Source organism: Actinokineospora auranticolor (assembly GCF_002934265.1).
Lineage (GTDB): Bacteria > Actinomycetota > Actinomycetes > Mycobacteriales > Pseudonocardiaceae > Actinokineospora > Actinokineospora auranticolor.
In genome coordinates this window covers 1-24244 of record NZ_PTIX01000036.1, presented here as the reverse complement: position 1 = coordinate 24244, position 24244 = coordinate 1, and the positions used below count along the sequence as shown (strand labels likewise).

At 72.7% G+C, this 24244-nt stretch carries 19 protein-coding genes; 9 read left to right on the top strand and 10 right to left on the bottom strand.

The window, feature by feature from the left end; translation table 11 throughout:
* Positions 1 to 26: 26 nt before the first annotated feature.
* The gene (locus tag CLV40_RS34665; protein WP_104483264.1) at positions 27 to 2051 is read right to left on the bottom strand and encodes a prolyl oligopeptidase family serine peptidase; all 2025 of its coding nucleotides are present in this window, start codon (positions 2049 to 2051) and stop codon (positions 27 to 29) included.
* Between the two features lie 49 nt (positions 2052 to 2100).
* Between CLV40_RS34665 and CLV40_RS34660 the strand changes: the two genes are divergently transcribed.
* Positions 2101 to 3003 (top strand): TIGR03619 family F420-dependent LLM class oxidoreductase, encoded by a 903-nt coding sequence (locus CLV40_RS34660; RefSeq protein WP_104483263.1) that lies wholly within the window; start codon positions 2101 to 2103, stop codon positions 3001 to 3003.
* Between the two features lie 199 nt (positions 3004 to 3202).
* Here CLV40_RS34660 and CLV40_RS34655 read toward each other — a convergent pair whose 3' ends face one another.
* Positions 3203 to 4774, bottom strand: a complete 1572-nt coding sequence (locus CLV40_RS34655) for a mucoidy inhibitor MuiA family protein (RefSeq protein ID WP_245931763.1) — start codon at positions 4772 to 4774, stop codon at positions 3203 to 3205.
* A gap of 156 nt (positions 4775 to 4930) precedes the next feature.
* Here CLV40_RS34655 and CLV40_RS34650 point away from each other — a divergent pair, with 156 nt between their 5' ends.
* Together CLV40_RS34650 and CLV40_RS34645 are read left to right on the top strand one after the other, a co-directional pair.
* Positions 4931 to 6736 (top strand): Xaa-Pro dipeptidyl-peptidase, encoded by a 1806-nt coding sequence (locus CLV40_RS34650; RefSeq protein ID WP_104483262.1) that lies wholly within the window; start codon positions 4931 to 4933, stop codon positions 6734 to 6736.
* Between the two features lie 165 nt (positions 6737 to 6901).
* Entirely contained in the window at positions 6902 to 8071 is a 1170-nt protein-coding gene (locus CLV40_RS34645) for a DUF4192 domain-containing protein (RefSeq protein WP_104483261.1), read from the top strand.
* Here the strand turns inward: CLV40_RS34645 and CLV40_RS34640 are convergent.
* From CLV40_RS34640 to CLV40_RS34625, 4 genes are all read right to left on the bottom strand, one after another.
* Positions 8064 to 10745: a bifunctional acetate--CoA ligase family protein/GNAT family N-acetyltransferase gene (locus tag CLV40_RS34640; protein ID WP_104483260.1), complete on the bottom strand. Its 2682-nt coding sequence runs from the start codon at positions 10743 to 10745 to the stop codon at positions 8064 to 8066. The two genes, CLV40_RS34645 and CLV40_RS34640, sit on opposite strands and share 8 nt — an antisense overlap.
* A gap of 1 nt (position 10746) precedes the next feature.
* Positions 10747 to 11928, bottom strand: a complete 1182-nt coding sequence (locus CLV40_RS34635) for an acetoin utilization protein AcuC (RefSeq protein ID WP_104483259.1) — start codon at positions 11926 to 11928, stop codon at positions 10747 to 10749.
* Between the two features lie 64 nt (positions 11929 to 11992).
* Entirely contained in the window at positions 11993 to 12730 is a 738-nt protein-coding gene (locus CLV40_RS34630) for a class I SAM-dependent methyltransferase (RefSeq protein ID WP_104483258.1), read from the bottom strand.
* Positions 12731 to 12771: 41 nt separating this feature from the next.
* Positions 12772 to 13614 carry a sulfurtransferase gene (locus CLV40_RS34625; RefSeq protein ID WP_245931762.1) on the bottom strand — a complete coding sequence of 281 codons (843 nt, stop codon included), beginning with the start codon at positions 13612 to 13614 and terminating at the stop codon, positions 12772 to 12774.
* Positions 13615 to 13715: 101 nt separating this feature from the next.
* Between CLV40_RS34625 and CLV40_RS40470 the strand changes: the two genes are divergently transcribed.
* From CLV40_RS40470 to galE, 3 genes are read left to right on the top strand one after another with little or no spacing between them, the layout of a single operon-like run.
* Positions 13716 to 14411: an iron-dependent transcriptional repressor DtxR gene (locus CLV40_RS40470; RefSeq protein ID WP_104483256.1), complete on the top strand. Its 696-nt coding sequence runs from the start codon at positions 13716 to 13718 to the stop codon at positions 14409 to 14411.
* A complete protein-coding gene (galK, locus tag CLV40_RS34615; RefSeq protein ID WP_104483255.1) occupies positions 14408 to 15559 on the top strand; it encodes a galactokinase in 1152 nt (383 codons plus the stop codon). Before CLV40_RS40470 ends, galK begins: the two co-directional genes overlap by 4 nt.
* Positions 15560 to 15577: 18 nt before the next feature.
* On the top strand, positions 15578 to 16534 hold the full coding sequence (gene galE / locus CLV40_RS34610; RefSeq protein ID WP_104483254.1) for a UDP-glucose 4-epimerase GalE: 957 nt from the start codon (positions 15578 to 15580) through the stop codon (positions 16532 to 16534).
* Positions 16535 to 17044: 510 nt separating this feature from the next.
* On the opposite strand, the gene CLV40_RS34605 is transcribed toward galE, so the two are convergent.
* From CLV40_RS34605 to CLV40_RS34590, 4 genes are all read right to left on the bottom strand, one after another.
* Positions 17045 to 17749 carry an anti-sigma factor family protein gene (locus tag CLV40_RS34605; RefSeq protein ID WP_104483253.1) on the bottom strand — a complete coding sequence of 235 codons (705 nt, stop codon included), beginning with the start codon at positions 17747 to 17749 and terminating at the stop codon, positions 17045 to 17047.
* Positions 17746 to 18294: a sigma-70 family RNA polymerase sigma factor gene (locus tag CLV40_RS34600; protein ID WP_104483252.1), complete on the bottom strand. Its 549-nt coding sequence runs from the start codon at positions 18292 to 18294 to the stop codon at positions 17746 to 17748. Before CLV40_RS34600 ends, CLV40_RS34605 begins: the two co-directional genes overlap by 4 nt.
* Before the next feature lie 82 nt (positions 18295 to 18376).
* Positions 18377 to 19246, bottom strand: a complete 870-nt coding sequence (locus tag CLV40_RS34595; protein ID WP_245931761.1) for a DUF1996 domain-containing protein — start codon at positions 19244 to 19246, stop codon at positions 18377 to 18379.
* 75 nt (positions 19247 to 19321) lie between these two features.
* Complete coding sequence (locus CLV40_RS34590) at positions 19322 to 20524, bottom strand: acetyl-CoA C-acyltransferase (RefSeq protein WP_104483250.1); 1203 nt, start codon at positions 20522 to 20524, stop codon at positions 19322 to 19324.
* Positions 20525 to 20787: 263 nt separating this feature from the next.
* On the opposite strand from CLV40_RS34590, the gene CLV40_RS34585 reads away from it, so the two are divergent.
* The 3 genes from CLV40_RS34585 to CLV40_RS34575 all read left to right on the top strand — a co-directional run bounded on the left by CLV40_RS34585 (position 20788) and on the right by CLV40_RS34575 (position 22946).
* Positions 20788 to 21717, top strand: coding sequence for a winged helix-turn-helix transcriptional regulator (locus tag CLV40_RS34585; protein ID WP_104483249.1), 930 nt, complete (start codon positions 20788 to 20790; stop codon positions 21715 to 21717).
* 45 nt (positions 21718 to 21762) lie between these two features.
* Entirely contained in the window at positions 21763 to 22233 is a 471-nt protein-coding gene (locus CLV40_RS34580) for a hypothetical protein (protein ID WP_104483248.1), read from the top strand.
* Positions 22234 to 22388: 155 nt separating this feature from the next.
* Positions 22389 to 22946: a hypothetical protein gene (locus CLV40_RS34575; RefSeq protein WP_104483247.1), complete on the top strand. Its 558-nt coding sequence runs from the start codon at positions 22389 to 22391 to the stop codon at positions 22944 to 22946.
* Positions 22947 to 24244 lie beyond the last annotated feature (1298 nt).

The window sequence follows — 24244 nt, the reverse complement described above, 5'->3', positions numbered from 1 at the left end:
ACACGGCGATGACCCTACATACCGGTCTAAGCCTCGCCGAGAGTGCTCAGCAGGAACTCGTAGACGATCGCCGACATGAACGCCCGCTGTGAATTGTCTGCGGCAGCGCCGTGGCCGCCCTCGATGTTCTCGTAGTAGTGCGGACGGTGCCCCTGCTCGATCATGCGGGCGGCCATCTTGCGCGCGTGCCCGGGGTGTACCCGGTCGTCCCTGGTCGAGGTCACGAAGAACACCGGCGGGTACTTCGTTCCACTGTGGACGTTGTGGTACGGCGAGTAGGTCTTCAGGTACGCCCAGTCCGCCGGGTCGTCCGGGTCGCCCCACTCGGCCATCCACGACGCGCCCGCGAGCAGCAGGTGGTAGCGGCTGAGGTCGAGCAGCGGCACCTGGCTGACCACCGCGCCGAACAGCTCCGGGTAGCGGGTCAGCATCACCCCGGCCAGCAGGCCGCCGTTGCTGCCGCCCTGCATCCCCAGCCGCGCGGGCGTGGTGATGCCGCGCGCGACCAGGTCCCGCGCGACCGCGGCGAAGTCCTCGTAGGCGCGCGGCCGGTTCTCCCGCAGCGCCGCGCGGTGCCACTCCGGGCCGTACTCGCCGCCCCCGCGGATGTTGGCCACTACGTAGGTGCCGCCGTGGGTGAGCCAGCCCCGGCCGAGACCGCCGCTGTAGCCGGGGGTGAGCGAGACCTCGAAGCCGCCGTAGCCGTAGAGCAGCGTCGGGCCGCTGGTGTCCGGGCCCGCGACCACGAAGTACGGCACCCGGGTGCCGTCGTCGGAGGTCGCGAAGTGCTGCTCGACGGTCAGGCCCTCGGCGTCGAAGAACGCAGGTGCCTGCTTGAGCGTCTCCAGCTCGCCGCCGACCTCGCCGCGCAGCAGTGTGGCGGGTTGCAGGTAGCCGCTGACGTTGAGCAGGTACTCATCCGAATTGTCCGGGTCGGTGTCGATGACGTTGGCCGAACCGACCTCCGGCGCTCCGGACAGCGGTGCGCGCGCCCAGCCGTCCGGGCCGTGGGTGAGCACTTCCAGGCGGGTCTTGACGTCGGACAGCTCCACCAGGATCAGGTGGTTGCGGGTCCACGCCTGGCCGCTGAGCGAGGTGTGCTCGTCGGGCACGAACAGCGGCGTCAGGTCGCGCCCGCCCGCCATGAAGTCGTCGAACCGCGTCGCGAGCAGCGAACCCGCGCGGTGGGTGGTGCCGTCGACGGTCCAATCCGAACGCAGCGTGACCAGCAGCCACTCCCGGTGGATATCGGTCGAGGCGTCATCGGGGACCTCGATCCGCACAAGGTCACCACCGGCCGTGCGCAGGTACTCCTCCGAGGTGAAGAAGTCGGGAAAGCGGCCCACGAAGTCGCGCTCGAACCCGGGGGTGGAGTCGTGGTAGGCGTAGACGGCGACGTCCTCGGGCTTGCCCTCGAAGACCATCTCGGCCTCGGCCAGCGGGGTGCCCCGGCGCCAGCGCTTGGCGACGCGGGCGTAGCCGGATGAGGTCAGGGAGCCGTCGCCGAAGTCGGTGCCGACGTAGACGGTGTCCGCGTCGATCCAGCCCACGCGGGTCTTGGCCTCCGGGAGGGTGAAGCCGTCGGTGACGAACTCGCGGGTCCGCACGTCGAACTCGCGCACCACGGTCGCGTCCGCACCACCGCGGGACAGCTCCACCAGCGCCAGGTGGTAGTCGGGCCGGAGCATGGTCGCGCTGTTCCACACCCAGTTCTCGCCCTCGCGCTCGGCCAGCGCGTCGACGTCGAGCAGGACGTCCCAGTCGGGTGACGCGGACCGGTACTCCGCCAGCGTCGTGCGCCGCCACACCCCGCGCGGGTGCGCCGCGTCCTGCCAGAAGTTGTAGAGGTACTCACCGCGGCGCCGGGGGTATGGGATGCGGTCGTCGGCGTCGAGGACCTCCAGCAGCTTCGCTCTGGTCTGCTCGAACCGCTCCCCACCGGTCAGTTCCGCGACGGTCTCGGCGTTGCGCGCGCGCACCCAGTCCAGGGCTTCGTCACCGGTGACGTCTTCCAGCCAGAGGTACGGGTCCGCGGTGGAGTCTTCGGTCATAACCGCCAGTCTGCCGGCGGATAGGCACATGTGAGCTAGCGTTGGCCCCGTGGAGATCGGATTCGCTGTCCCCGTGTCGGGTTCCTGGGCCACTGTCGACAATCTCGCGCGGGTTGCCACCCGCGCCGAAGACCTCGGCTACCGCTCGTTGTGGACGATGCAGCGCCTCTTGTCGCCACCTGACGCCAACTGGGGTGAGGCCTACCGCACGGTGCTCGACCCGGTGGCCACCCTGTCGTTCCTCGCGGCACGCACCAGCCGTGTCCGCCTGGGTGCCGCGGTGCTCAACATGCCGTTCTTCGCCCCGGCGCTGCTGGCCAAGCAGCTGGCCACCGTCGACATCCTCTCCGGCGGGAGACTCGACGCCGGCCTGGGCATCGGCTGGTCGGACGAGGAGTACGCGGCGGTGGGCGCGGACAAGGCTCGTCGCGGCAAGCGCGCCGACGAGTACCTACCGCTCCTGCGCCGCTTCTGGACCGACGATGTCATCGAACACGAGGGCGAGTTCTACCGCGTGCCCCCGAGCCGGATGGATCCCAAGCCGGTGCAGCCGGGCGGGCCGCCGATCCTGCTGGGCGCGGGCGCCGAGGCGGCCCTGCGCCGCGCGGGCCGCCTGGCCGACGGGTGGGTGAGCAGCAGCCGCGCCGACCTGACCGCCATCGGGGACTCCGTGCGCACCATCCGAGAGGCCGCCGAACAGGCCGGACGCGACCCGAACGCCCTGCGGGTGGTCTGCCGGGGCGCGGTCCGGGTCCGCCCGGACGCGGGCGACCGGCGCCCCCTGACGGGCAGTGTCGAGCAGATCCGCGACGACTTCGGCGCATTGGCCGCGCAGGGCGTCACGGAGGTGTTCATCGACCTCAACTTCGACGCCGAGATCGGCACCCCCGACGCCGACCCGGCAGCGTCGATGGACCGCGCGGAGGCTGCCTTGGAGGCGTTCGCCCCCTGAGCCGGTGGCGGAGTTGTCCACAGGCGGGCACCGACCGCTTCCGCGTGCCCAGCGCGGCGAATAGGCTGGAGAACAAGGGGTTCCCCTTGGCGGGGGACCCCTCGCGGGCGTTGGGCTCGAAATGCTTGGGAGTCCTCGCGGATGGTGGAGAGCGCGCCCGAGGCCCGACCGGTGGGTGGACGGGCCCCGGGAACGCCGGTCAGTCGCGCCAGCCCGCGAGGGTGGTGCCCTTGGCGACGTCCACGCGGAAGCCGATGGTGATCTCGGCGGTCTCGCCGGCGGGCACGTCCAGCGCCCAGGTCAGCTCGCCCAGGTCGGTCTGCTCGCTCGGCTGCGGCTTGACCACGACGTCGCGGACCACGATCGCCTCGCTGCGCGACACCGGCACCTGGTCGACCACGGTGATCTTCGAGCGGTGCGGGCCGAAGTTGCCGACCTTGATCCGGTAGGTCGCCTCCTCGCGGCGCGTGCCGCCCAGTACGGCCTTGCCCGCCGACCGCTTGACCAGGTCGCGCTCGACCCGCACCCGGTCGTCGATGCCCAGCGCCAGCTCGACCTCCTCGCCCGGCGCCCAGACGGCCAGGTTCGTCACGCCGACGAACTCGGCGTCGTGGAAGATCGACGCTCGGCCGGCGCGGAGGGTGTGTTCTGAGTTGTTGGTGACCTTCGCGCGCAGGTACGCCTCCGGGCCCCGTAGTGGGACGGTCACGTGGTCCACGCTCGCGGGCAGCTCGATGGCGGTAACCGTGGTCCGGTGGGCCGTACCGTCGGCGGGTACGGCGATAGGGCGGCTCGGACGGTAGGTCGTCGCTGCGGCGCCCTGCTCGGCTACCGCGTAAGACTCGGCGATCGGCGCGGCGGAGTACCCCAGCGGTACACCGGCGGGCGCGGCCATCGGGGCGGCGGCGCCGAAACCGGCCCGGGACGCCGACGCGCGGGGGGCGGGCGGCGGAACCGGCTTGAGCGCGTCGAGGTACCACGGGCTGAGCTCCGGCACGTCCACCCCGTGGGCCGGTCGGGCCGTGGACAGCCGCAGGTCGCACTCCGGCCAGTCCTCGCCGCTGTACTGCGTGACCAGCCCGTACCAGGTCAGCGACAGCGTCTCGGCACTGAGCCGGATGTCGTAGCGGGACTCCCAGTTCGCGGAATCCACCAGGTAGGAGACCTCCAGCTCGACCTCGGCCGCCGCGGTCGCCGCCAGGTCCACCTCGACGGCCGTGTTGTCCGGCTCGCCGACCTGCCGCCGGTCGGCCAGGCGCCGCTCGGCCTCGTCCAGCTCCTCCTGGGTCCGGCGGATCGACTCGACCACCTCCCGGCGCTGCCGGTGCGCGTCGGTCAGCTGCTCGGCGAGCGCCGCGCCGACCTCCGCGACCCGCCCGGGCGCCGCCTCGTCGCGGGCCAGTGCCTGCGCGAACGTGGCGCTGGTGCGCCGGGCCATGGCGTTGAGCACCTCGAGCCGGGTGTCGAGCACGGTGAGCCGGTCGGCCTGGTCCGCCTGCGCGCGCTGTAGTGCGTCGCGGCGCTCCTCCAGCTCGCCGAGCGCCGCGTCCTGGGTGCGCGGGTTGCGCTCCGGCCGCACGTCGACCCCCAGCACGGTGGCCGGTCCGTGCCCGCTGACCCGCACCGAGTCCGGGTGCAGGTCGCGGGGGAGCCCGCCGACCACCACCCGCTGCTCGCCCTCGGCGGCGGTCACGGTGGCGCGGCGGGTGACCCGCGCCTGTCCGGGGTAGACGGTCACGGCGGTGATGGGGGCGTCCAGGCGGGTGCTCACGCCGCGAGGCTACTCATCCGACCGGCCCAGCGGCAGTGGTTCGCCGGGGCCACGACCGTCGAACGTCCCGTGTGGACAGACTGGATAGCCCTTGACACTGGTGAGCGGTGGGGACAAGGGTGCGCAGAAGGTCCCCACCAAGCTTTGGAGAACGCTATGAGACGTGCGAGACCCGCCGTCACCTGTGTGCTCACCGCGCTGGTCGCCACCGCGGCGCTCGTCACCCCCGCCTCGGCGGAACCGGAGCCACCCGCGCCGGTGTTCGTCGACGGGCAGGCCCAACCGGTGTTCAGCAGCACGGACGTCGTCCGTGAGTCGTTGTGGGTCAACGCGCCCGTGGACAGCGACAACGACGGTCGTGACGACCTCGTGCATGTGGAGGTCGTGCGTCCGCGCGCCACCGAACAGGGCTTGCGCGTACCGGTCGTCTACCAGGCCAGCCCCTACTACGCGGGCGGCAACGACATTCCGAACCACAACGTGGACGTCGAGCTGAACGCCCCCGACAACCGTCCTGGGCCGAAAGCGGCGCGTTCCGGGCTCGCGGGCCCGAACCCGGCCATCACCTGGCGGTACGAGTCCTACTTCACCGCCCGCGGGTTCGCCGTGGTCTACGCGGAGTCGCTGGGCTCCGGCCAGTCCACCGGGTGCCCGACCAGCGGTGGCCGCAACGAGACCATCGGCGCCCGGTCGGTCATCGACTGGCTCAACGGTCGCGCTCCCGCGCAGGACGCCGCCGGGACGCGCGTAACCGCCGGGTGGACGACCGGCAAGGTCGGGATGATGGGCGTGTCCTACAACGGCACCCTGCCCAACGCTGTCGCCACTACGGGCGTGCGCGGGCTGGAGACCATCATCCCCATCGCGGCCATCTCGAGCTGGTACGACTACTACCGCGCGGACGGCGCTGTCGTCGCCCCCGGCACGTACCAGGGTGAAGACCTCGACGTCCTGGCCAAGTACGTGCACACCCGCGCCGACCGCGCGCCGTGCGCCCCGGTGATCGACGAGATCACCGCGCAGCAGGACCGGGTCACCGGCGACTACAGCCAGTTCTGGGACGAGCGGAACTACCTCAACGACGTGCGCAAGGTCCGCGCGTCGGTGCTGGCGGTGCACGGGCTCAACGACTGGAACGTCAAGATGACCCACGTGGCGCAGTGGTACGACGCGCTGAAGCGGCAGGGCGTCGAGCACAAGATCTGGCTGCACCAGTCCGGCCACGCCGACCCGTACTCCCTGCGCCGCGACGAATGGCTGGCCACGCTCAACAAGTGGCTGTCGCACTACCTCTACGGCGTCGACAACGGCATCCAGAACGGACCCCGGCTGACCATCCAGCGCGAGGACAAGTCGTGGGTGGATGAGCCGGAGTGGCCCGCCCCCGCCGCCGCGGCGGCCACGCTCTACCCCGGTGCCGGTGGCGCCACCGCGGGCTCGCTGACCGTCGGGCGGCCGGACCGGCGCGTGGTGGAGTCGCTGACCGACGACGCCACCAAGCTCGCCGCCGACCTGGCCAACGCCCCGACCTCGCCGAACCGGCTGATCTACCTCAGCGGCCCGGCGAGCACCCCGGTGCGGTTGAGCGGCAAGGGCGAGGCGTACCTGCGGCTGGCCTTCACCCGCCCGGCGGCCAACGTCACCGCGCTGCTGGTCGACCGCGGTCCGGACGGCAAGTCCACGATCGTGACCCGCGGCTGGACCGACCCGCAGAACCGCAAGAACATCAGCCGCACCGAGCCGATCCAGCCGGGCAAGTACTACGACCTGCGGGTCGACCTGGTGCCCGACGACTACGTGTTGGCGGCGGGCCACCGCTTCGGCCTGGTCGTGCTCTCCAGTGACAACGAGTACACCCTGCGCCCCGCACCCGGCGCCGGGATCTCGGTGGACCTCAAGGGCAGCAACCTGACCCTCCCGATCGTGGGCGGGCTCGACGCGCTCAAGTCCGCGGTCGGCTGACCTCGCGACGCCCTACCCGGCGGCGGCCCTCCCACCAGGGGGCCGCCGCCGTTCGCATTGTCCACAAGGGACAATCAACCCCGATTTCATCCACACACCCCGAATCCATCCACAGGCCCACCCCCGCCCATTGCCGCGAACCCCTACCGCGAGCACAGTGGTCCCATGACGACAAACCTCCACCAAGCCGCCGACCTCATCGCCGCCATCCCCTACCTGCTCGGGTACCACCCCGACAACTCCGTCATCGCCCTGACCCTGCGCGGCCCCGGCCCGGTCCCGTCCCTGGGACCGGTCATCCGCGCGGACCTGCCCGCCCCACCGGACTACGAGGCGGGCGCCGCGCACCTCGCCATGGTCGCGGTGGAACACGACGTCGGCGCCGCGATCCTCGTAGTGGTCGGCCGGGGCGGGGAACCCCTGCCGCACCGGGAGTTCGCGGACATGGCCAGGGCCGAGCTCGCCGCCAGCGGCATCACGGTGCCGCGCGCGCTGTGGACCGCGTCGGTCAAGGCGGGTGAACCCTGGCGTTGCTACGACGACTTGGACGGCGGCGTGGTACCGGACCCGGATTGCTCGGAGATAGCCGCCCAGTACACGGTGGCCGGGGTGGTCAAATACCCGTCCCGCCAGGCGATGGCCGACACCCTGGCACCGGATCCAGCGGCGGATCTCGAGCGCCGCGCGGAGATGATCGACCAGTTGCTGTCCGAGGAACTGGACGACCCCACCTCCGACGAGGATCTGTTCTCTCATGTGGAATCCGCTGTGGACGCCTTTCACGAGACCGCCGTGTCCTCCACACTGGACGGACTCTCTCGAGGGGCGCGCAGTCAGGCGCCGCACTCACCGGACTACCGCGAACCGGGGCTTTCCGACGAGCGGATAGCCAGGTTGGCGCTGGCCTTGGGACGGGAGGGCGTACGTGACAGGTGCCTCGCCTTCGCCATGACGGCCAAGGACGCGGCGGCCGCTCGATTGTGGACCAGGATGGTCCGCGCGGTCCCCGAACCCGAGCGTGCCGAACCGGCCTGTCTGCTGGCGGTTAGCGCTTACCTGGCAGGCAACGGCATCTTGGCGCACATCGCGCTGGAGATCTCTTCGACCGCGCAGCCCGGGCACGTGTTGTCGAGCCTCTTGGTCTCGGCAGCCCACCACGGGATGCCACCGGATGACCTACGCACGCTCATCGAGGGCGTAGTAGTCAATCTCGACGATGTGCGCACCGAGGGGTCGTTGAGGCGTGGTGACCCACCGATCCCGTGCGAGCTTCCCCGGGAAGTCATCACGGCTCCGGTCATCAGGAGGTTGGCGCGTCAGCGGCCGGTCACCTGATCGGGCGGAGGCGGCGTGGTCCGGAGTCGTGCCGCGACGGGGGCGGTCCGACCGTCGCGCGCGCTCCCGTGACGAAGGCGCCCGCGGCGGAGGCCAGGATCGGCTCCAGCGTCAGGGCGCGGATCTCCGGGATGTCCTCCGCCAACGCCGCCACCCGCAACACCAACCGCTCCAACGCGGACAGGTCGGCGGGCTCGCCACCGCCGTAGCCCGCCAGCAGCGGAGCCGTCTTCGGGGCGCGGACCAGGCTCGCCGCGTCCGAGTCGGTCAGCGGCAACGCCCGGTGCGCCCGGTCGCCGAGCAGGTTGCTGATCACGCCCGCCAACCCGAAGGAGATCACCGTGCCGAACGAACGATCGTCTTGGAGGCTTATGGAACAAGAGTTGCCCTTGGGGGCCATGCGCTGCACGTAGACCTCGTCGACACCGGACACGGCCCGCAGGTCGTGGTAGGCGTTGCGGATCGCGTCCGCGGTCGTCAGGTCGAGCCGGACGCCGATCAGGTCGCTGCGGTGCCGGAACACCTCGCTCGCCGTCTTCAGCACGATCGGCAGGCCGAGTTCCGTGCCCGTCGCGACCGCCGCGTCGGGGCCGGTCACCACGCGGAACGGCATGACCTCGACGCCGTAGCAGCCCAGCAGCTCCAGCACCTGGTCGTCGGTCAGGTCGACCTCGCCCTCCGCGCCGGACAACGCGGCGGCCACCACCGCGCCCGCCCGGTCGGGGTCGAGGCCGTCCGGTCGGACGAACTCGCCCACGGGCGTGGACCGCCAGCGGGCGTAGGTCGTGGCCCTGGCCAGGGCGGCGGCCGCGCGCTCCGGGCTCGGGTACGACGGGACCGAGCCGCGGCCCGGGGCGCCACCCGGGCCGGGCACCGCGAGCTCGGCCGGGATGCCCTCGGCGGCGAGGAAGGTGGAGACGATGGGTTTGCGGTGCGCGTCGCCCAGGTCCTCGGCCGCCTCGCGCAACGCGCGGGCGTAGGCGGTGCCGGGGATGGCCAGGGGCGGGACGAACACCACGATCAGCGAGTCGACGTCCGCGCGGCGCAGCGCCGAGGACACGGCCGCGGCGAAGGAGTCGGGGTCGGCCTGCGCGCCGACGTCGACCGGGTCGCCCGCCAGCGCCAGGCCCTGGGCCAGCGCCGCGTCGGCGGCCAGCACGCCGATGGCCGACGAGTTGCCGACCACCGCGACCCGGTCGCCGGGCGGGAGCGGCTGGTGGGCGAGCAGCAGCGCGGTGTCGAAGAGCTGGGCGATCGTCTCCACTCGGATGACGCCCGCCTGTTCGAACAGCGCGCTGAGGCTCGCGTCGTCCACGGCCACGCCCGTCTTGGCGAGGGCGGGCAACACGGTCTTCTGACCGGACTTGACCACGACAACCGGCTTGCTCCGCCCCAACCTGCGGGCGAGCCGGGCGAACTTGCGGGGGTTGCCGAACGATTCCAGGTACAACAGAACAACGTCGGTCGCCGGGTCGGTTTCCCAGTACTGCAACAGGTCGTTGCCGGACACGTCGGCGCGATTGCCTGCGGAGACGAACGTCGACAGGCCCAGGCCGCGGCTGGCCGCGTCGGCGAGGATGGCCGTGCCCAGGGCGCCGGACTGGCAGAAGAAGCCGGTGCGGCCCCGACCGGGCAGGGTCGGGGCGAGGGTGGCGTTCAGCCGGACCGCCGGGTCCAGGTTGACCACGCCCAGCGCGTTCGGGCCGACCACCCGCATGCCGTGCGCGCGGGCCTCGTCGACCAGCCTGCGCTCCGCGCCGCGGCCGTCCGGGCCGGTCTCGCCGAACCCGGAGCTGACCACGACCAGCGCCTTGACGCCCTTGGCCAGGCAGGCGTCCATGACCTCGTCGACGCCCGCCGCCGGGATGGCCACCACGGCCAAGTCCACCGGGTCGGGGATGTCGAGCACGGTCGGGTACGCCCGCACGCCGCGCACCGACCGGTGTTCGGCGTTGACCGGGAACACCGGTCCGGCGAAGTCGGCGGCGAGCAGGTTGGCCAGCACCGCGTTGCCGACCTTCGCCCGGTCGGTCGACGCGCCGATCACCGCGACCGAGCGGGGGTGCAGCAGGTTGTGCACGCTGCGCGCCTCGGCGGCCTGCTCGCGGGAGTGCGCCACCGCCACCGACGCCTCGGTGGGATCGATGGCGAACTCCAGGTGCAGCACGCCCTCGTCGAAGGCCCGGCTGACCTGGTAGCCCGCGTCCCGGAACACCCGCACCATCTGGACGTTCTCGGCCAGCACCTCGGCCTCGAACCGGGCCAGGCCGCGTTCGCGGGCGGCCGCGGCGAGGTGCTCGAGCAGGATCGAGCCGAGTCCGCGGCCCTGGTGCGCGTCCTCCACGACGAACGCGACCTCGGCGGAGTCCTGGCCGGGCAACCGCTCGTAGCGGCCGACCGCGACGATGTCGTCGCCCAGCAGGGCGATGAACGCCACCCGGTCGTGGTGGTCGACGGTGGTGAACCGGACCAGGTCCTTCTCCGGGATGCGCGGGTAGGGGCCGAAGTAGCGGAAGTAGCGGGTGCGCTCGGACAGCCGGGTGTGGAAGGCGAGCAGCGCGTCGGCGTCGGTGGGCACGATCGGGCGCAGGTGCGCGGTGCCACCGTCGGCCAGCACGATGTCGGCCTCCCAGTGGCGCGGGTAGGCGTAGGGGTCGCGGCGCGGCGGGGTCACGTCAGTCCCTCGGGTCGTCCGGGTCAAGGCCGTGCAGTGGGAAGACCGCGCTCCGCACGTCCCGGATCACCGTGTCCACCGGCTGCTCCCGCCCACCGCCCCACGGTTCGAACGCGGTGTCGCGGTCGTCGCCCATGGTGGTCGGCAGATCGGCGCGCGGGGCCATGCGGCGCACGTCGGTCAGCCAGTCGACCGGGACCGCCGTGTCCACCGGCAGGTCGCGGTCGAGCACGGTCGCGAGCAGGTGCGTCCACGAGCGGGGGACGACGCGGAGCAGTTCGTAGCCGCCGCCACCGGTGACGAGCCACTTGCCGCCCGCGTACCGGTCGGCGAGGTCGCGCAGCACGCGGTAGATCTCCCGCTGGCCGTCGACCGACAGCGCCAGGTCGGCCAACGGGTCCTCGATGTGTGTGTCCACACCGCACTGCGTGACCAGCACCTGCGGTCGGAACGCGCCCAGCAACGACGGCACCGTCGCGTGGAACGCCCGCAACCACTCGGCGTCGCACGTGCGCGGGGCCAGGGGGATGTTGACCGATGTCCCCTGCGCCTGGCGTCCGCCGAGTTCGGTGACGAACCCGGTTCCCGGCCAGAGGGTCGCCGGGTGCTGGTGCAGCGAGACGGTCAGCACACGCGGGTCGTCGTAGAAGGCGGCCTGCACGCCGTCGCCGTGGTGCACGTCGACGTCGATGTAGGCGACGCGCTCGAACCCGTTGTCCAGCAACCACGAGATGGCCACGGCGCAGTCGTTGTAGACGCAGAACCCGGCCGCCCGGTCCGCCATCGCGTGGTGCAGCCCACCGGCGATGTTCACCGCCCGGTCGACCTCCCCGCTCGCGATCCGCCGGGCCGCCGTCAACGTGCCACCGACCACCAACGCCGCCGCCGCGTGCATCCGGTCGAACACGGGGTTGTCGGCCGTCCCCAGCCCATAACCCAGGTCCCACCCCGCCGACGGCGCCTCCCGCACGGCCGCCACGTAGTTGGCCCGGTGCACCCGCTCAAGATCGGTGTCCTCGGCGGACACGGGAGCGACGACCTCGACCCCGTCCAACACCCCGAGCCCCCGCGCCAACCGCATGGTCAGCTCCAACCGGAGCGGGTTGAAGGGGTGGTCGTCCCCCATGTCGTACCCCAGCAGCGCGGAATCCCACACCACACCCGCACCGACCCGCGCACCCATACCCGCACCCTAGAGCGTGCCGTCCCCCGACGCCCAGCACCGCCGCGACCGGCACGCGCCGGGATCAGACGGCTTCCAGGACGAAGAACAGGAAGCTCAGGAAGGCGCCGGAGGGGAACGGCGCCATCTCGTCGGGGAAGAGTTCGTGGGCCTCGGGTGACGGCGGTGGCTCGCTGATGACGGCCGTGCGGAAGCCCGCCGCGGTGAAGGCGTCGGTCATCGCGTGCAGCGGTCGGTGCCAGTAGGTGAGCACAGCCTTGTGGCCGTTGAACTCGTACTCGTCGGTCCACTTGGTGGTCGCGAAGTAGTCGCTCTCCCGGTGCGCCATCTTCAGCATGATCGGGTGGTTGACCACGACGATCAGCCGCCCGCCCGGCTTCAGCACCCGCCGCAACTCGGCCAGCGGTCCGGTCCAGTCCTCCAGGTAGTGCAGCACCAGGGCCGCGACCGCGTCGTCGAACGCGCCGTCGGGGTATGGCAGCGGCTCGCCGATGTCGGCGACCCGGAGATCGGTGTCGGCACCGAGCCGCTGCCGGGCCAACTCCACCATCTTCGCGCTGCGGTCGAAGCCCGCCACCACGGCGCCCCGCTCGCGCAGCGCCGCGGACACGGGGCCCGCGCCGCAGCCCGCGTCGAGAATCCGCCGACCGGCCACGTCCCCGGCCAGGTCCACGATCGCGGGCCGGGCGTAGTAGGCGTTGAGGAGGCTGGTCTCGTTCTCGGCTGTGTACGCCTCGGCGAAGTCGTCGTAGTCGTTCTCCACGGCCACGTCGGCGGCGGGACTCCCGGGGTTGGTCGACATGTCCCCATCCTGCCGAGTGATCAACCTGACCCCCGCGCGGGTTAGGTTGTCTCGACGGGGTTTTCCAGGTTCCGGCTCCAGTGGGACCACGAGCCCGCGTAGAGCGCTGCCGGGCTGTCCGGGCCGCGCAGGCCCGCCACCTCCAGCGCCAAGACGACCGACGACGCCGTGACGCCGGAGCCGCAGTAGGTGCCTACCTCGGTTGTGTCCGTTACGCCCAGGGCGCGGTAGTGGGTGGCGAGGGTTTCGGCCGGGTGCCAGAGGCCGTCGGGGGTCGTGTGGGCCGTAAAGGGGGCATTCACGGCTCCTGGGACGTGGCCCGCGCGCGGGTCGATGGGTTCGACCTCGCCCCGGTAGCGCTCGGGCGCGCGGGCGTCGAGCAGGAGGCCGTTCGTGGCCAGGGCGGCGGCTTCGGGGGCGTCGATGACCGGCATGTGGCCCGGCGTCACCGTGAAATCACCCGGGGGAGGGGTTGGCACCTCGGTGGTGACGCGTTGCCCTGCTGCCGTCCACGCGGCGTAGCCGCCGTCGAGTACAGCGACCTCACGGTGTCCCGCCCACCGCAGCAGCCACCAGGCGCGGGCCGCGACGGAGCCGTTGTCCGAGTCGTACGCGACGACCGGGGTGTCGGCGCGGACACCCGCCGCGCGGAGGGCGTGCGCCAAGACGTCGGGGTCGGGCAGCGGGTGCCGACCACCGTCCCCGGGCGGGGCCGCCAAGGCCGTGTCCAGGTCGACGAAGACCGCGCCCGGCAGGTGTCCTGCCTGGTAGTCCTCCCGCCCGGGTGGGCCCGCCAGCCGCCAGCGGACGTCCAGCACGACCGGGGCGCGCGCACTGTCGAGAAGCGACACCAACTCTTCCACCGACACCAGGGGTGACTGCACCGGCCCATCCTGCCGGCCCGGGCCTTTGGTCACTGACCGCTACTACCGCACTGCTCTGTCGGGGCGAGCGACTAACATGGAGGTGACGAAGGGGAACCGGCGTGAACGAACTCATCGACACCACCGAGATGTATCTCCGAACCATCTACGAGCTCGAGGAGGAGGGCGTCGTCCCCCTGCGCGCCCGCATCGCCGAGCGGCTGGGGCAGAGCGGCCCCACGGTGAGCCAGACGGTGGGCCGCATGGAGCGGGACGGCCTGGTGGTCGTCGCGGGGGACCGCCACCTCGAACTGACCGACCACGGCCGCTCCCTGGCCATCGCCGTGATGCGCAAGCACCGGCTCGCCGAGCGGCTGCTGGTCGACGTCATCGGCCTGGAGTGGGAGCAGGTGCACAGCGAGGCGTGCCGGTGGGAGCACGTGATGAGCGAGGCCGTCGAGCGCAAGCTGGTCAAGCTGCTCGGCCACCCCACCACCTCCCCGTACGGCAACCCCATCCCCGGCCTCGACAAGCTGGGCGAGGGTGAGCCCGCGCCACCGGTGGAGGCGGGCCTGGTCCGGGTCGACGAGGTCGCCCGCCGCGGCGGGGGCCGGGTGGAGATCCGCCGCATCGCGGAGCACGTGCAGCTCGACGCGGACCTGATGGCCGGGCTCAAGGCGGTCGGCGTGCTGCCCGGCAGCGTCGTCACCGTCGGCCCGCTGCGCCCGGACGGCAGCGCCATCGAGGTCACCGGCGCGGGCACCACCGCCGCCCTGTCGCCCACGGTGCTGCACGCGGTGCTGGCCCGCACCCAGTGACCCCCGCGGACCGGGCGGCCGACCGGTTCCGGCGGCTGCACGGCCGCGCACCGGCGGGGGTGTGGTCCGCCCCCGGCCGGGTCAACCTGATCGGCGAGCACACCGACTACAACGACGGCCTCGTCCTGCCCTTCGCCCTGCCGCACCGGGTCGCGGTCGCCGCCGCGCCGCGCGCCGACGGGTTGCTCGCCGCGGTGACCGTCGGGGACGACGGCAACCCCCAGCGCGCCGAGCCGGTCCCGGTCGCGGACCTGGCGCCCGGCCTGGTCACCGGCTGGGCCGCGTACCCGTCGGGGGTCGCCTGGGTGCTGCGCGCGCAGGGCATCACCGGCGGCGCCGACCTGGTGATCACCGGCGACGTCCCGGCGGGTGCCGGGCTCTCCTCGTCGCACGCCCTGCAGTGCGCGGTCGCCCTGGCGCTGCTCGGCCTCGCCGACATCGAGCCGCGCGGGACCGCCGCGCTCACCGAGCTGGCCCACTGGGTGCGGCGCTCGGAGAACGATTTCGTCGGCGCCCCCACCGGCCTGCTCGACCAGACCGCGTCCCTGTGCTGCGTCGAGGCGCACGCCCTGTTCCTCGACGTGCGCTCCGGCGCCCAGGAGCAGGTCCCGTTCGCCGCGCGCGGGTTCGAGGTGCTGGTCATCGACACCCGCGCCCGCCACTCCCTCGCCGACTCCGAGTACGGCGACCGCCGCCGCGGCTGCGAACGCGCCGCCGCGCTGCTCGGCGTCCCGGCGCTGCGCGACGTCACCCCGGACACCCCGCTCGCCGACCTCCCCGAGGAGCTGCGGCCCCTGGTCCGGCACGTGGTCACCGAGAACGAGCGGGTGCTGCGGGTCGTCGACGCCCTGCGCGCGGGCGACCTCGCCGCGACCGGCCCGGACCTGACGGCCTCGCACACCAGCCTCCGGGACGACTACCGGGTCTCCTGCCCGGAACTCGACCTCGCGGTGGACGCGGCGCTCGCCGCGGGCGCGGTGGGTGCCAGGATGACCGGCGGCGGCTTCGGCGGGTCCGCGATCGCGCTGGTGCCCCCGGGCGCCACCGGGGTCCGCGACGCCGTGCTCGCCGCGTTCGCGGCGCGGTCGCTCGCCGCACCGCGCCTGTTCACCGCGGTGCCGTCCGCGGGCGCGCACCGAGACCACTGACACGGAGAGGGACCCAAGGTGAAGTTGCTCGTCACGGGCGGAGCGGGATACGTCGGCAGCGTCTGCGCTGCCCGGCTGGTGGAGGCGGGCCACGACGTCGTGGTGGTCGACGACCTGTCGACCGGTCACGCCGACGCCGTCCCCGACGGCGCCCGCTTCGTCGAGGCGGACATCGCCGAGGCCGCCCCGGAGCTGCTCGGCGCCGGGTTCGACGGCGTGCTGCACTTCGCCGCCAAGTCGCTGGTCGCGGAGTCCATGGCGGACCCGGCGAAGTACTGGCAGGGCAACGTCGTCACCTCGCTGCGCCTGCTCGACGCGATGCGCGACGCGGGCACCCCGCGGCTGGTGTTCTCCTCGACCGCGGCCACCTACGGCGAGCCGGAGCAGGTCCCGATCCTGGAGACCGCCCCCACCCGCCCCACCAACACCTACGGCGCGAGCAAGCTGGCCATCGACCACGCCATCACCTCGTACGCCAAGGCGCACGGCCTGGCTGCGGTCAGCCTCCGCTACTTCAATGTCGCGGGCGCCTACGGGAGCTTCGGCGAGCGGCACACCACCGAGACCCACCTGATCCCGATCGTGCTCCAGGTGGCCCTGGGCACCCGCGAGTCGATCTCCCTCTACGGCGACGACTACCCCACCCCGGACGGCACCTGCGTCCGCGACTACATCCACGTGCTGGACCTGGCCGAGGCGCACCTGCTGGCGCTGGCCAACGCCACCGGCGGCGAGCACCGGATCTTCAACCTGGGCACCGGAACCGGCTTCTCGAACCGCCAGGTCGTCGAGACCTGCCGCGAGGTCACCGGCCACCCCATCCCCAGCAACACCGCCCCCCGCCGCCCCGGCGACCCCGCCACCCTGGTCGCCTCCTCCGCCGCCGCGCAGGAACACCTCGGCTGGCGCCCGGAACGCGCCGACCTGCACGCGATCATCTCCGACGCCTGGAAGTTCGCCCAGTCCCGAGCCTGACGCGGGTTACCGCCTCGGCCGGTCAACCGGTGGGTCTCGTGCCGGTCGTTGTGCGGCAGCGGTTCGGGTGGCAGCCGGAGCGCGCCGACCCGCACGCGATCGTCTCGGACGCCCGCGGGTTCGCCGGTCCCGGGCCTGGTGCGGGTGTGGCTTCGGGCTGGCCTACCGGTGGCGGGCTGAGTGTCTCGGCCACGCGCGCCGTCTTCGCCGTTGTGGCGCGGAGCAGTCCGAGTGCCGGCCGGGACGCGCCTGCTGTCCACGCGACCTTGCCAGTGGATGGAAGGCTCGCGCGGCCGGCGCGGGTATGGCTGCGGCCGGACTACCCGTGGCGGGTCGAGTGTCCTGGCGGTGTCCGTCGTCTTTCGCCGTTGTGGTGTGGAGCGGTCGGGTGGCGGTTGGGGCGCGCTTGCCACTCAGGCGACCGTTTCCGGCGCCTGGGAGTTCGTCCAGTCTTGGGCGCGAATCGACCGCGGCCCCGCCGGTGCACCGGCGGGGCCGCGGTTTCCGGACTCACAGGCGCGCGGACACGAACACCTTGCCCTCGGTGTTCACCACCTCGATACCGGCCACATCGGACAGATCGACCAACGCCATGCCGTCCAGGTTCGTCCCGCTCGCCGCGCCCTTGGCCGACACCTGCCAGCTCCCGGCCTGCTCGCGGATCCCGTCCTTGCCGACCACGACCACCCGGCAGCGCTCGCCCTCCGGGATCCCGGTCACCGACGCGTTCAACCGCACCCACCCTTCGGCGGGGGTGAGCCGGGCCGTCAGCTGGGCCCCGCTCCGGGGGTCGGTCGCCTGCAGGACCTGACCGGGTTCCGGGGTGTCGGTCGGGGCGGCGGTCGCCGTCGGGGTCGGCAGGGCCTGCGGGTCCCCGGTGGACCGTCCGATCACGACCCCGGTGCCCAGGACCGCCGCCGCCACCGCTGCCGCCGCGACGGCCGCGACCGCGATCCCCCGGTTGCGCCGCACCGCCGACTCGGTGCGCACCTGGCGCAGCGTCCTGGCCAGCAGCAGGTCACCGCCTTCCGGCGGGCCGTGCAGCAAAGCCTCCGCCGGCAGCTCTCCCGCCATGTCCCGCACCTCCTCCAACTCCGCCAGTTCCGCGCGGCACGCCGCGCACCCGGCCAGGTGGTCGTCGACCGCCCGGCGCTCGTCCTCGTCCAGCGCGCCCAGCGCGTACGCGCCGAGCATCGGGGCCTCGTGGGTGCTCATGCGGTCCCCTCCAATGCCGCCCGGCGCCCGGACATCGCGGTGCGCAGGGCCTGCAACGCGTAGTGCGACCGCGATTTGACCGTCCCCGGGGCGATGCCCAGCTCCTGGGCGGCCTCGGCGACGCTGCGGTCGCGGAAGTAGATCTCCACCAACACCTTCCGGTGGTCCTCGGACAGCCCCTCGATCGCGGCGAGCACGCTCATCGAGTCCACCACCCGCTGCGCGTGGTCCTTGGCCACGGGCACGGCGGTCGGCGACTCGGCGACCTCGGTCGGTCGGGCCGCCTTGGCCCTGACCTTGTCCACGATAAGGTTCTTGGCCACGGTGAACAGCCAGGCCCGGACCGAGCCCTCGCCGCTCATCAGCTTGTCCGCGTGCCGCCAGGCCCGCACCAGCGTCTCCTGGACCACGTCCTCGGCCGCCGCCCGGTCGCCGGTGAGCCGCACGGCGTAGGCCAGCAGGGCCCCGCCGTGTTCCTCGTAGAGCGAGCGGACCAGCGCCTCGTCCCTCGATGTCGCCCGTGCCCGGGCGAACAGCCTCGCCATGCCGACTCCTGTCCCAACGGCGTCCGGTTGCGCTTTCCCGGCTGACACGTGCGCCGGGCGGGTTCGGTTCGAACGCGACCCGTCAGCAGTCGCGGCCCTGGTTGATGCAGGTCACGACGTCGGCCGTGGCCGCCTCGGTGCGCACGTTGACGAAGTGCGCGTGGTCGGACGCCGACGCGCGGTCGGCGACCTCGGGGAAGCTGCTGATGGTGAAGTCGGTGTCCGCGGGCAGGTCGTACCCGACCTCAACGCGCAGCCGCGGCACCGGGAACGTCGCGCGCGGGCAGGCGCCGTTGCCCGTGGGGAACCTCAGGTGCGCCTTGTGGTCGGGGCTGTCCGTGGCGCGACCGTCCCAGCAACTGGGGAACTCGTAGACGCGCAGAATCCGCGCACCGGCCGGGCAGCGCGGGTAGCTCGTAGTGGCGCGGTCGGGGAAACCGGCGCATGTCCACGTCGGGCGCGCGCCCTGCCCTGCCTTGGCGTCACCGGTGACAGTGCGCAAGAACCGCGGCATGGCGACAACCTTGCTCACCGGGCTACCGAGGAAGGTGATGTGCACGGAGTCCGGTGCGCGTACCTCGTCGTGGTGGCCGTTGAGGTGCAGCACGGGCCAGTAGTAGCTGGAGGCGTCGCCGTCGCGGCAGGTCGTCTTGGCGGCGGCGAGGGAGTCGTTGGTGCTGAACGCGTCGGTGCTGAGGTTGCCGACGTAGTCGTGCAGGTGGTGCGCGCCGTCGCGGACGCCGGGGGAGGCCACGAGGTTGTCGGAGTTGCGGTGGTTCTCCGCGTTGCGCCCGCAGTCGACGGTGTAGCTGCCGGTCGAGGCGCCCGCGCCGACCGGGATCGCGGGTGTCGGGACCACCGACTCGATGTCGACGACGGCGCGGGGCGCGGGGTCGGCGGCGCAGGCGGTGAGGGAGCCGAGCGCGGCGATCAGGGCGCAGAGGCGGAGCACATGATCACTTTGGTACCGGGCCACAGCGCACCAGTGAACACGACCGCACACCGCGGTGGCGCCGGGATGAACGCGTTACCCCGAACGGTCCAGGAGCAGACCGGCGCCCAGGCCCACGGCGCCGCTGATGCCCGCCGCGCCGACCCGGCCCGCGTTCCGCTCCAACTCCACCAGGCACTCGCCGACCACGATCGCGCCCGCGGCGCCCGCCGGGTGACCCGCGGCCAGCGTGCCGCCCGCCGGGTTGAGCCGCTCCGGTCCGGCGTCGAAGGCGCGGCGGAACCGCAGGCACTGCGCGGCGAACGCCTCCCCGAACGCGAAGACGTCCACGTCGTCGGCCGAGAGCCCGCAGCGCCGTAGTACCAGCGCGACAGCCTCTTGGCCCGCCAGCGTGGTGACCGGGTCGGTCGCCACTACGGCCGACGTGACGACTCGCGCGCGGGGGCGCAGACCAAGGCGGTGCCCGGTGGTCAGGTCGCCCACCAGCAGCAGCGCGGCTCCGTCGGCGGGCGAGGCCGAGGTGGCGTCGGTGTGCCGGTGGTCGACGCGCGTGGGCCACCCGCGCCCGGTGAGCGCCAGCGCGTCCTGGCCGTCGGCGCCGAGACCGGCGAACGCGGGCGGCAGCGGGGTCAGCGCGTCGCGGCCGAGGTCGGGACGCACCAGCTCGTCGTGGCCGAGCCCGAGGTCGACGACCGAGTCGGCGAAGGCGCCCGCGCGCCACGCGGCGGCCGCCTTGTGGTGCGACTCCAGGGCGAACCCGTCGAGGTCCTCGCGGCTGAACCCGTCGACCGTGGCGTCGAGGTCGGCGGCCACCCCGGGGTGCACGGACCCCGTGCGCCGCACCACGTCCACGTCCGTCCACAGTGGAGCGCGATCCGCCTGCTCCGGCACCCGCGACGAGCTCTCCACGCCACCCGCGACCGCCAGGCCCACCTCGCCCGCGCGGACCCTGGTCGCGACCTGGGCCACCGCGTCGAGCCCGGACGCGCAGAACCGGTTGACCATCACGCCGGGCACGCCGCCGCGCCCGCCGCGGTCCCAGCCCGCCAGCAGCGTCGCGGTCCTGGCCAGGTTGCCGCCCTGCTCCCCGTGCTGGGCCATGCAGCCCAGCACCACGTCGTCGACCTCGGCGGGGTCCAGTCGCGGGTTGCGCCGGAGCAGGGCGTCCAGCAGGCCGGTCACCAGGTCCAGCGGGGTCCGGTGGTGCAGGCCGCCGTCCGCCGAGCCGCGCCCGCGCGCGGTGCGGACGAAGTCGAACAGGTACGCCTCGCCCCCCATGTCGTCCCCCCGTCGGATCCGGCCTCGCCCCGGGGCCAGTTCTAGTCGCGCGCGGCGGGTGCGGCAACCACTGCCCGCCGGGAGGTTCGTCACCGCGCGTAGTCGAGTCCTAAGTGGACCCCTAGACCGCCGGGTCGCGCCGTTCGCCCGTGCCGAGTACGGGACTACCGCTATGCTGGTCGCCCGTACCGCGAGGCCCCTGCCCGGGCCGTGGGAGCAACCACCCGAAACGGCATGACCACGCAGACGACGACGCCCCGGCCATGATCCACCCACCGGACCGGCCCAGCCAGCTCGGCGCGGGTGGCGACAACGCCATCGCCCTCACCATCGGTACCGCGGCCGACGAGTGGACCCTGCTCATCCTGCGCCACGCCCTGCAGCGCGGCACCCGGCACGCCCGGCGCTGGCAGGAGCTGCTGCCGATCTCGCCCGCCGTGCTGGCCTCCCGGCTGCGCCACCTCAGCGACCAGGGCGTGCTGGTGCGCGCCGACCAGGAGTGGCAGCTCAGCCCGCGCGGCGCGGCGCTGTGGCCGATGATGCTGTCGGTGTGGGCCTGGGAGGTGGCCTGGGCCGACGGGCCCGGACCCGACCTGCCCGCCATGCGCCACGCCGACTGCGGCGCGCTGTTCGAACCCGTGCTGGCCTGCGGGACCTGCCGGGTCGCGGTCGCCCCGCGCGACGTCGAGGCCGAGTTCGGGCCCAGCGGCTCGTGGCCCCGGTCGGCGCCGATCACCACGCTGCGCCGCCGCGCCAGCGGCTCCACCAGCCTGGGGCCGGGCTTCTTCCCGCAGAGCCGCGCGCTCATCGGCAACCGCTGGTCGGCGGCCATGCTCGGCGCGGTGTTCCTCGGCGCCCGCCGGTTCTCCGACTTCCAGCGCCGCCTCGGCGCCCCGACGACCGTGGTGGCCGACCGGCTGCGCACCTTCCGCGCCCTCGGTTTCCTCACCGCCTCCGGCGACCCGGACCGCTCCGACCGGTCGGTCTACCGGCTCACCGACAAGGGCCGCGCGTTCTTCCCGGCGATCATGACCGGGCTGGACTGGGGGCAGCGCTGGTTCCTCGCCCCCGAGGGGCCCGCGGTGCTGCTGCGCCACCGCGGCACCGACCACGAGTACCACGTCACGCTGGTGTGTTCGGCCTGCTCGCGGCCCCTGGCCGGGCGTTCGGTGCGGTCCGTGCCGGTGGTCTGACGATCCGCGTGCAACCCTGGGGCGGCGCGCGTCCGTCCTGTGGTCATGAAACGCCTAGGAACCGTCATCGGCGCAGGCGTTCTGCTCGCGGCACTGACCGCTTGCGCCGGACCCGAGGCCCCGGGCGACCCGGGTGGCTTGCGACCCGGGGCCCCCGGCTCCGCGGTGGTCGAGCCCGACCGCCAACCGGCGCGCACGCCCCCGAGCGGCGGTACCGCCGTGCCCTCGGGGCAGGTCGACGCCGAGGGCTTGGCGGAGAACTACCCGGTGCTGGTGTGGACCGAGGACAGCGGGACCACCGTCGGCGCGGTCGCCCAGGAGGGCGGCTGCGGCAAGGCCAGCGCCGAGGTCGCCGACCAGACCGCCGCCCACGTGGTGGTCACCCTGGTCGAGACCACCCCGGCGAAACCCCAGCAGTGCACCATGGACCTGCGTTTCCCCAGGCTGACCGTGCAGTTGGACCAGCCGCTGGGGCAGCGCCAGGTGGTGCTCAAGAGTGAGCAACGGAGCGCATGAGCAGATTACGGATGAACACGTTCGGTAGCCGCGACTGGCGTTGAGCCGGTAAAGACATCTCCTCCCGGGTGCCCCGGTCGGTATTGCCCCACCGACCGGGGCACCACCTTGTCGCGCGCTGCAACCGGGACGGCGTGCATTACCGTCCTGGGGTCATGAAGACCATCCTGTCCACGGCCGTCACGGCCCTGGCTCTCCTGGGGCTCGCGGGCTGCTCGGCCGACCCGGCCGCGCCGTCCCCCGCGCCGGGCACCCAGCCCGCCGGATCGGCGGCCCCCGCCCCGACCGGCGGCTCCGCCGCGCCCGCCCCCGCCCCCGGCACGGCACCCACGAAGTCGCAGGCCCCGCACGTCGCCGTGCAGCCCGACGGCAAGGTCGACGTGCCCGCGGGTTACAAGGAACTGCCCGCCGCTCAGGTCGACGTCAAGGCCCTGCCTGACACCTACAAGGAACGTCGGGTCTGGTCGTCCGCGGACGGCAAGTCGCTGCAGCTGGTCGCCGTCGCCCGGGACGCTTGCGCGGGGATCGACGCGCAGGTCAGCCAGGCGACCGACACGTCGGTCACCGTCAGCCTCAGCCCCATGACCTCCCCCCAGGGCGGCCCGGAAGGCGGCAAGGTGTGCGCCACGGTGCTGACCCCGCGCGCGGTCGAGTTGGCACTGGAGCAGCCGATCGGCACCCGCACGGTGGTCGTCACCGAGAACGCGGGCTGATCGCGGTACGGGCCGGTCGGTCCTGGCTGTGGGACCGACCGGCTCTCGCGGTGCCGCCGGAGCGGGCCCGGACGCCCGGCTCCGGCGGCACCGCGGCTTGGTGGTCCCGGCTCGTGGATGGGCATCGGTGTTTCCCGGTGCGAGGATTTCGGCCCATTTCTCTTGGGGCGACGCTATGCCTCCGGCCCCGGTTTACCGCTTACCGGCGGATACCGACGGTTTCGGCTGAAGATGATCAAGCCGGTGGACAAGTGCCCTGGAGCGGGCGGGTGCGCTGGTTCGGTTTGGTCGATTCGGTGAGCCGGAGGATCCGACATGGCCTCGATGGGCCTCCGGCCCCGGTGTCCGGTCGGCCCCGACGGCTTCGGCTGACGGTGGTTCAGCCCGCGGGCGGCTGCCCGGATCCGGTGAGGGGCAGGTTCGGCCTGCCTGGTTCGGCGCGTTGTGCGCGTGGAGATGATCTCGGCGCGCCTTCGGCCCCGGCGTTCGGGCGACCGGAGGGCGCAGGCGTTTCGGCAGAAGGTGATCCGGTCTTTGGCGGGTGCCCGGAACGGGCGGGGGGACGGGGTCGGCCTGTCGATGTGGCGAGCTGACGATCTCGCGGTGCGCCGCTGGCGTCCGATTCGCCGTCGGATATCGGTGTTCCGCACCGAAGATGATCAATTTGTGGACGAGTGCCCGGAGCGGGCTCAGCCTGCTGGTTCGGCGAGACGCTGCTTGGCGGCGATTTCGGCGCGCACCTCTGGTCCCGGAATCTGTTTGCCTGCCGGTACGGGAGCCGTGGTTCGAAGGTGATCGAGTCTGCGGGCGGGTGTCCTGGAACCGGCTGGTGGTCGGGCTCGTCCTGCCTGGTTCGGCGCGTCGTGCGCCTGGAGATGATCTCCGCGTGCCTCCGGCCCCCGGAATCAATTCTACCGAGGTGGACCGACAAAAGGCCGAGAAGACGATCAAGCCTGTGGACAACCGCGAACCGTCGGGGCGTCGTCGCGACCTCAACGGAGTTGTCCACAAGCTAGATCATTCTCGGCCGAACCGTCAGTCCTCGCCGGTAGAATTGCTTCCGGGGGGCCGGAGGCGCAATGCCACTAACTTAAGCTAGGTGCGAGGATTCTGATGGTGGCCGGACCCTGATGTCGAACGCCTTGATGTTTGCCTTTTTGGTGGGGTAGCGTTTATGGCGTCCACGTTTGGCCACACGGGGGCACGTTCGGTGCCTTCGGGCCGCGAGGTGTCTCTCGTTGATTTCCGCGCAGGTCTCCGATAACGCTCTCGCTTGGCGTTCAGGGGGAAAAATCCGC

What these genes read in the sequence shown, in the direction of transcription:
- CLV40_RS34665 (WP_104483264.1), bottom strand. Translation starts at nt 2,051, where the DNA reads ATGACCGAAGACTCCACCGCGGACCCGTACCTCTGGCTGGAAGACGTC.
- CLV40_RS34650 (WP_104483262.1), top strand. Translation starts at nt 4,931, where the DNA reads ATGAGACGTGCGAGACCCGCCGTCACCTGTGTGCTCACCGCGCTGGTC.
- CLV40_RS34645 (WP_104483261.1), top strand. Translation starts at nt 6,902, where the DNA reads ATGACGACAAACCTCCACCAAGCCGCCGACCTCATCGCCGCCATCCCC.
- CLV40_RS34635 (WP_104483259.1), bottom strand. Translation starts at nt 11,928, where the DNA reads ATGGGTGCGCGGGTCGGTGCGGGTGTGGTGTGGGATTCCGCGCTGCTG.
- CLV40_RS34630 (WP_104483258.1), bottom strand. Translation starts at nt 12,730, where the DNA reads ATGTCGACCAACCCCGGGAGTCCCGCCGCCGACGTGGCCGTGGAGAAC.
- CLV40_RS34605 (WP_104483253.1), bottom strand. Translation starts at nt 17,749, where the DNA reads ATGAGCACCCACGAGGCCCCGATGCTCGGCGCGTACGCGCTGGGCGCG.
- CLV40_RS34600 (WP_104483252.1), bottom strand. Translation starts at nt 18,294, where the DNA reads ATGGCGAGGCTGTTCGCCCGGGCACGGGCGACATCGAGGGACGAGGCG.
- CLV40_RS34590 (WP_104483250.1), bottom strand. Translation starts at nt 20,524, where the DNA reads ATGGGGGGCGAGGCGTACCTGTTCGACTTCGTCCGCACCGCGCGCGGG.
- CLV40_RS34585 (WP_104483249.1), top strand. Translation starts at nt 20,788, where the DNA reads ATGATCCACCCACCGGACCGGCCCAGCCAGCTCGGCGCGGGTGGCGAC.
- CLV40_RS34580 (WP_104483248.1), top strand. Translation starts at nt 21,763, where the DNA reads ATGAAACGCCTAGGAACCGTCATCGGCGCAGGCGTTCTGCTCGCGGCA.
- CLV40_RS34575 (WP_104483247.1), top strand. Translation starts at nt 22,389, where the DNA reads ATGAAGACCATCCTGTCCACGGCCGTCACGGCCCTGGCTCTCCTGGGG.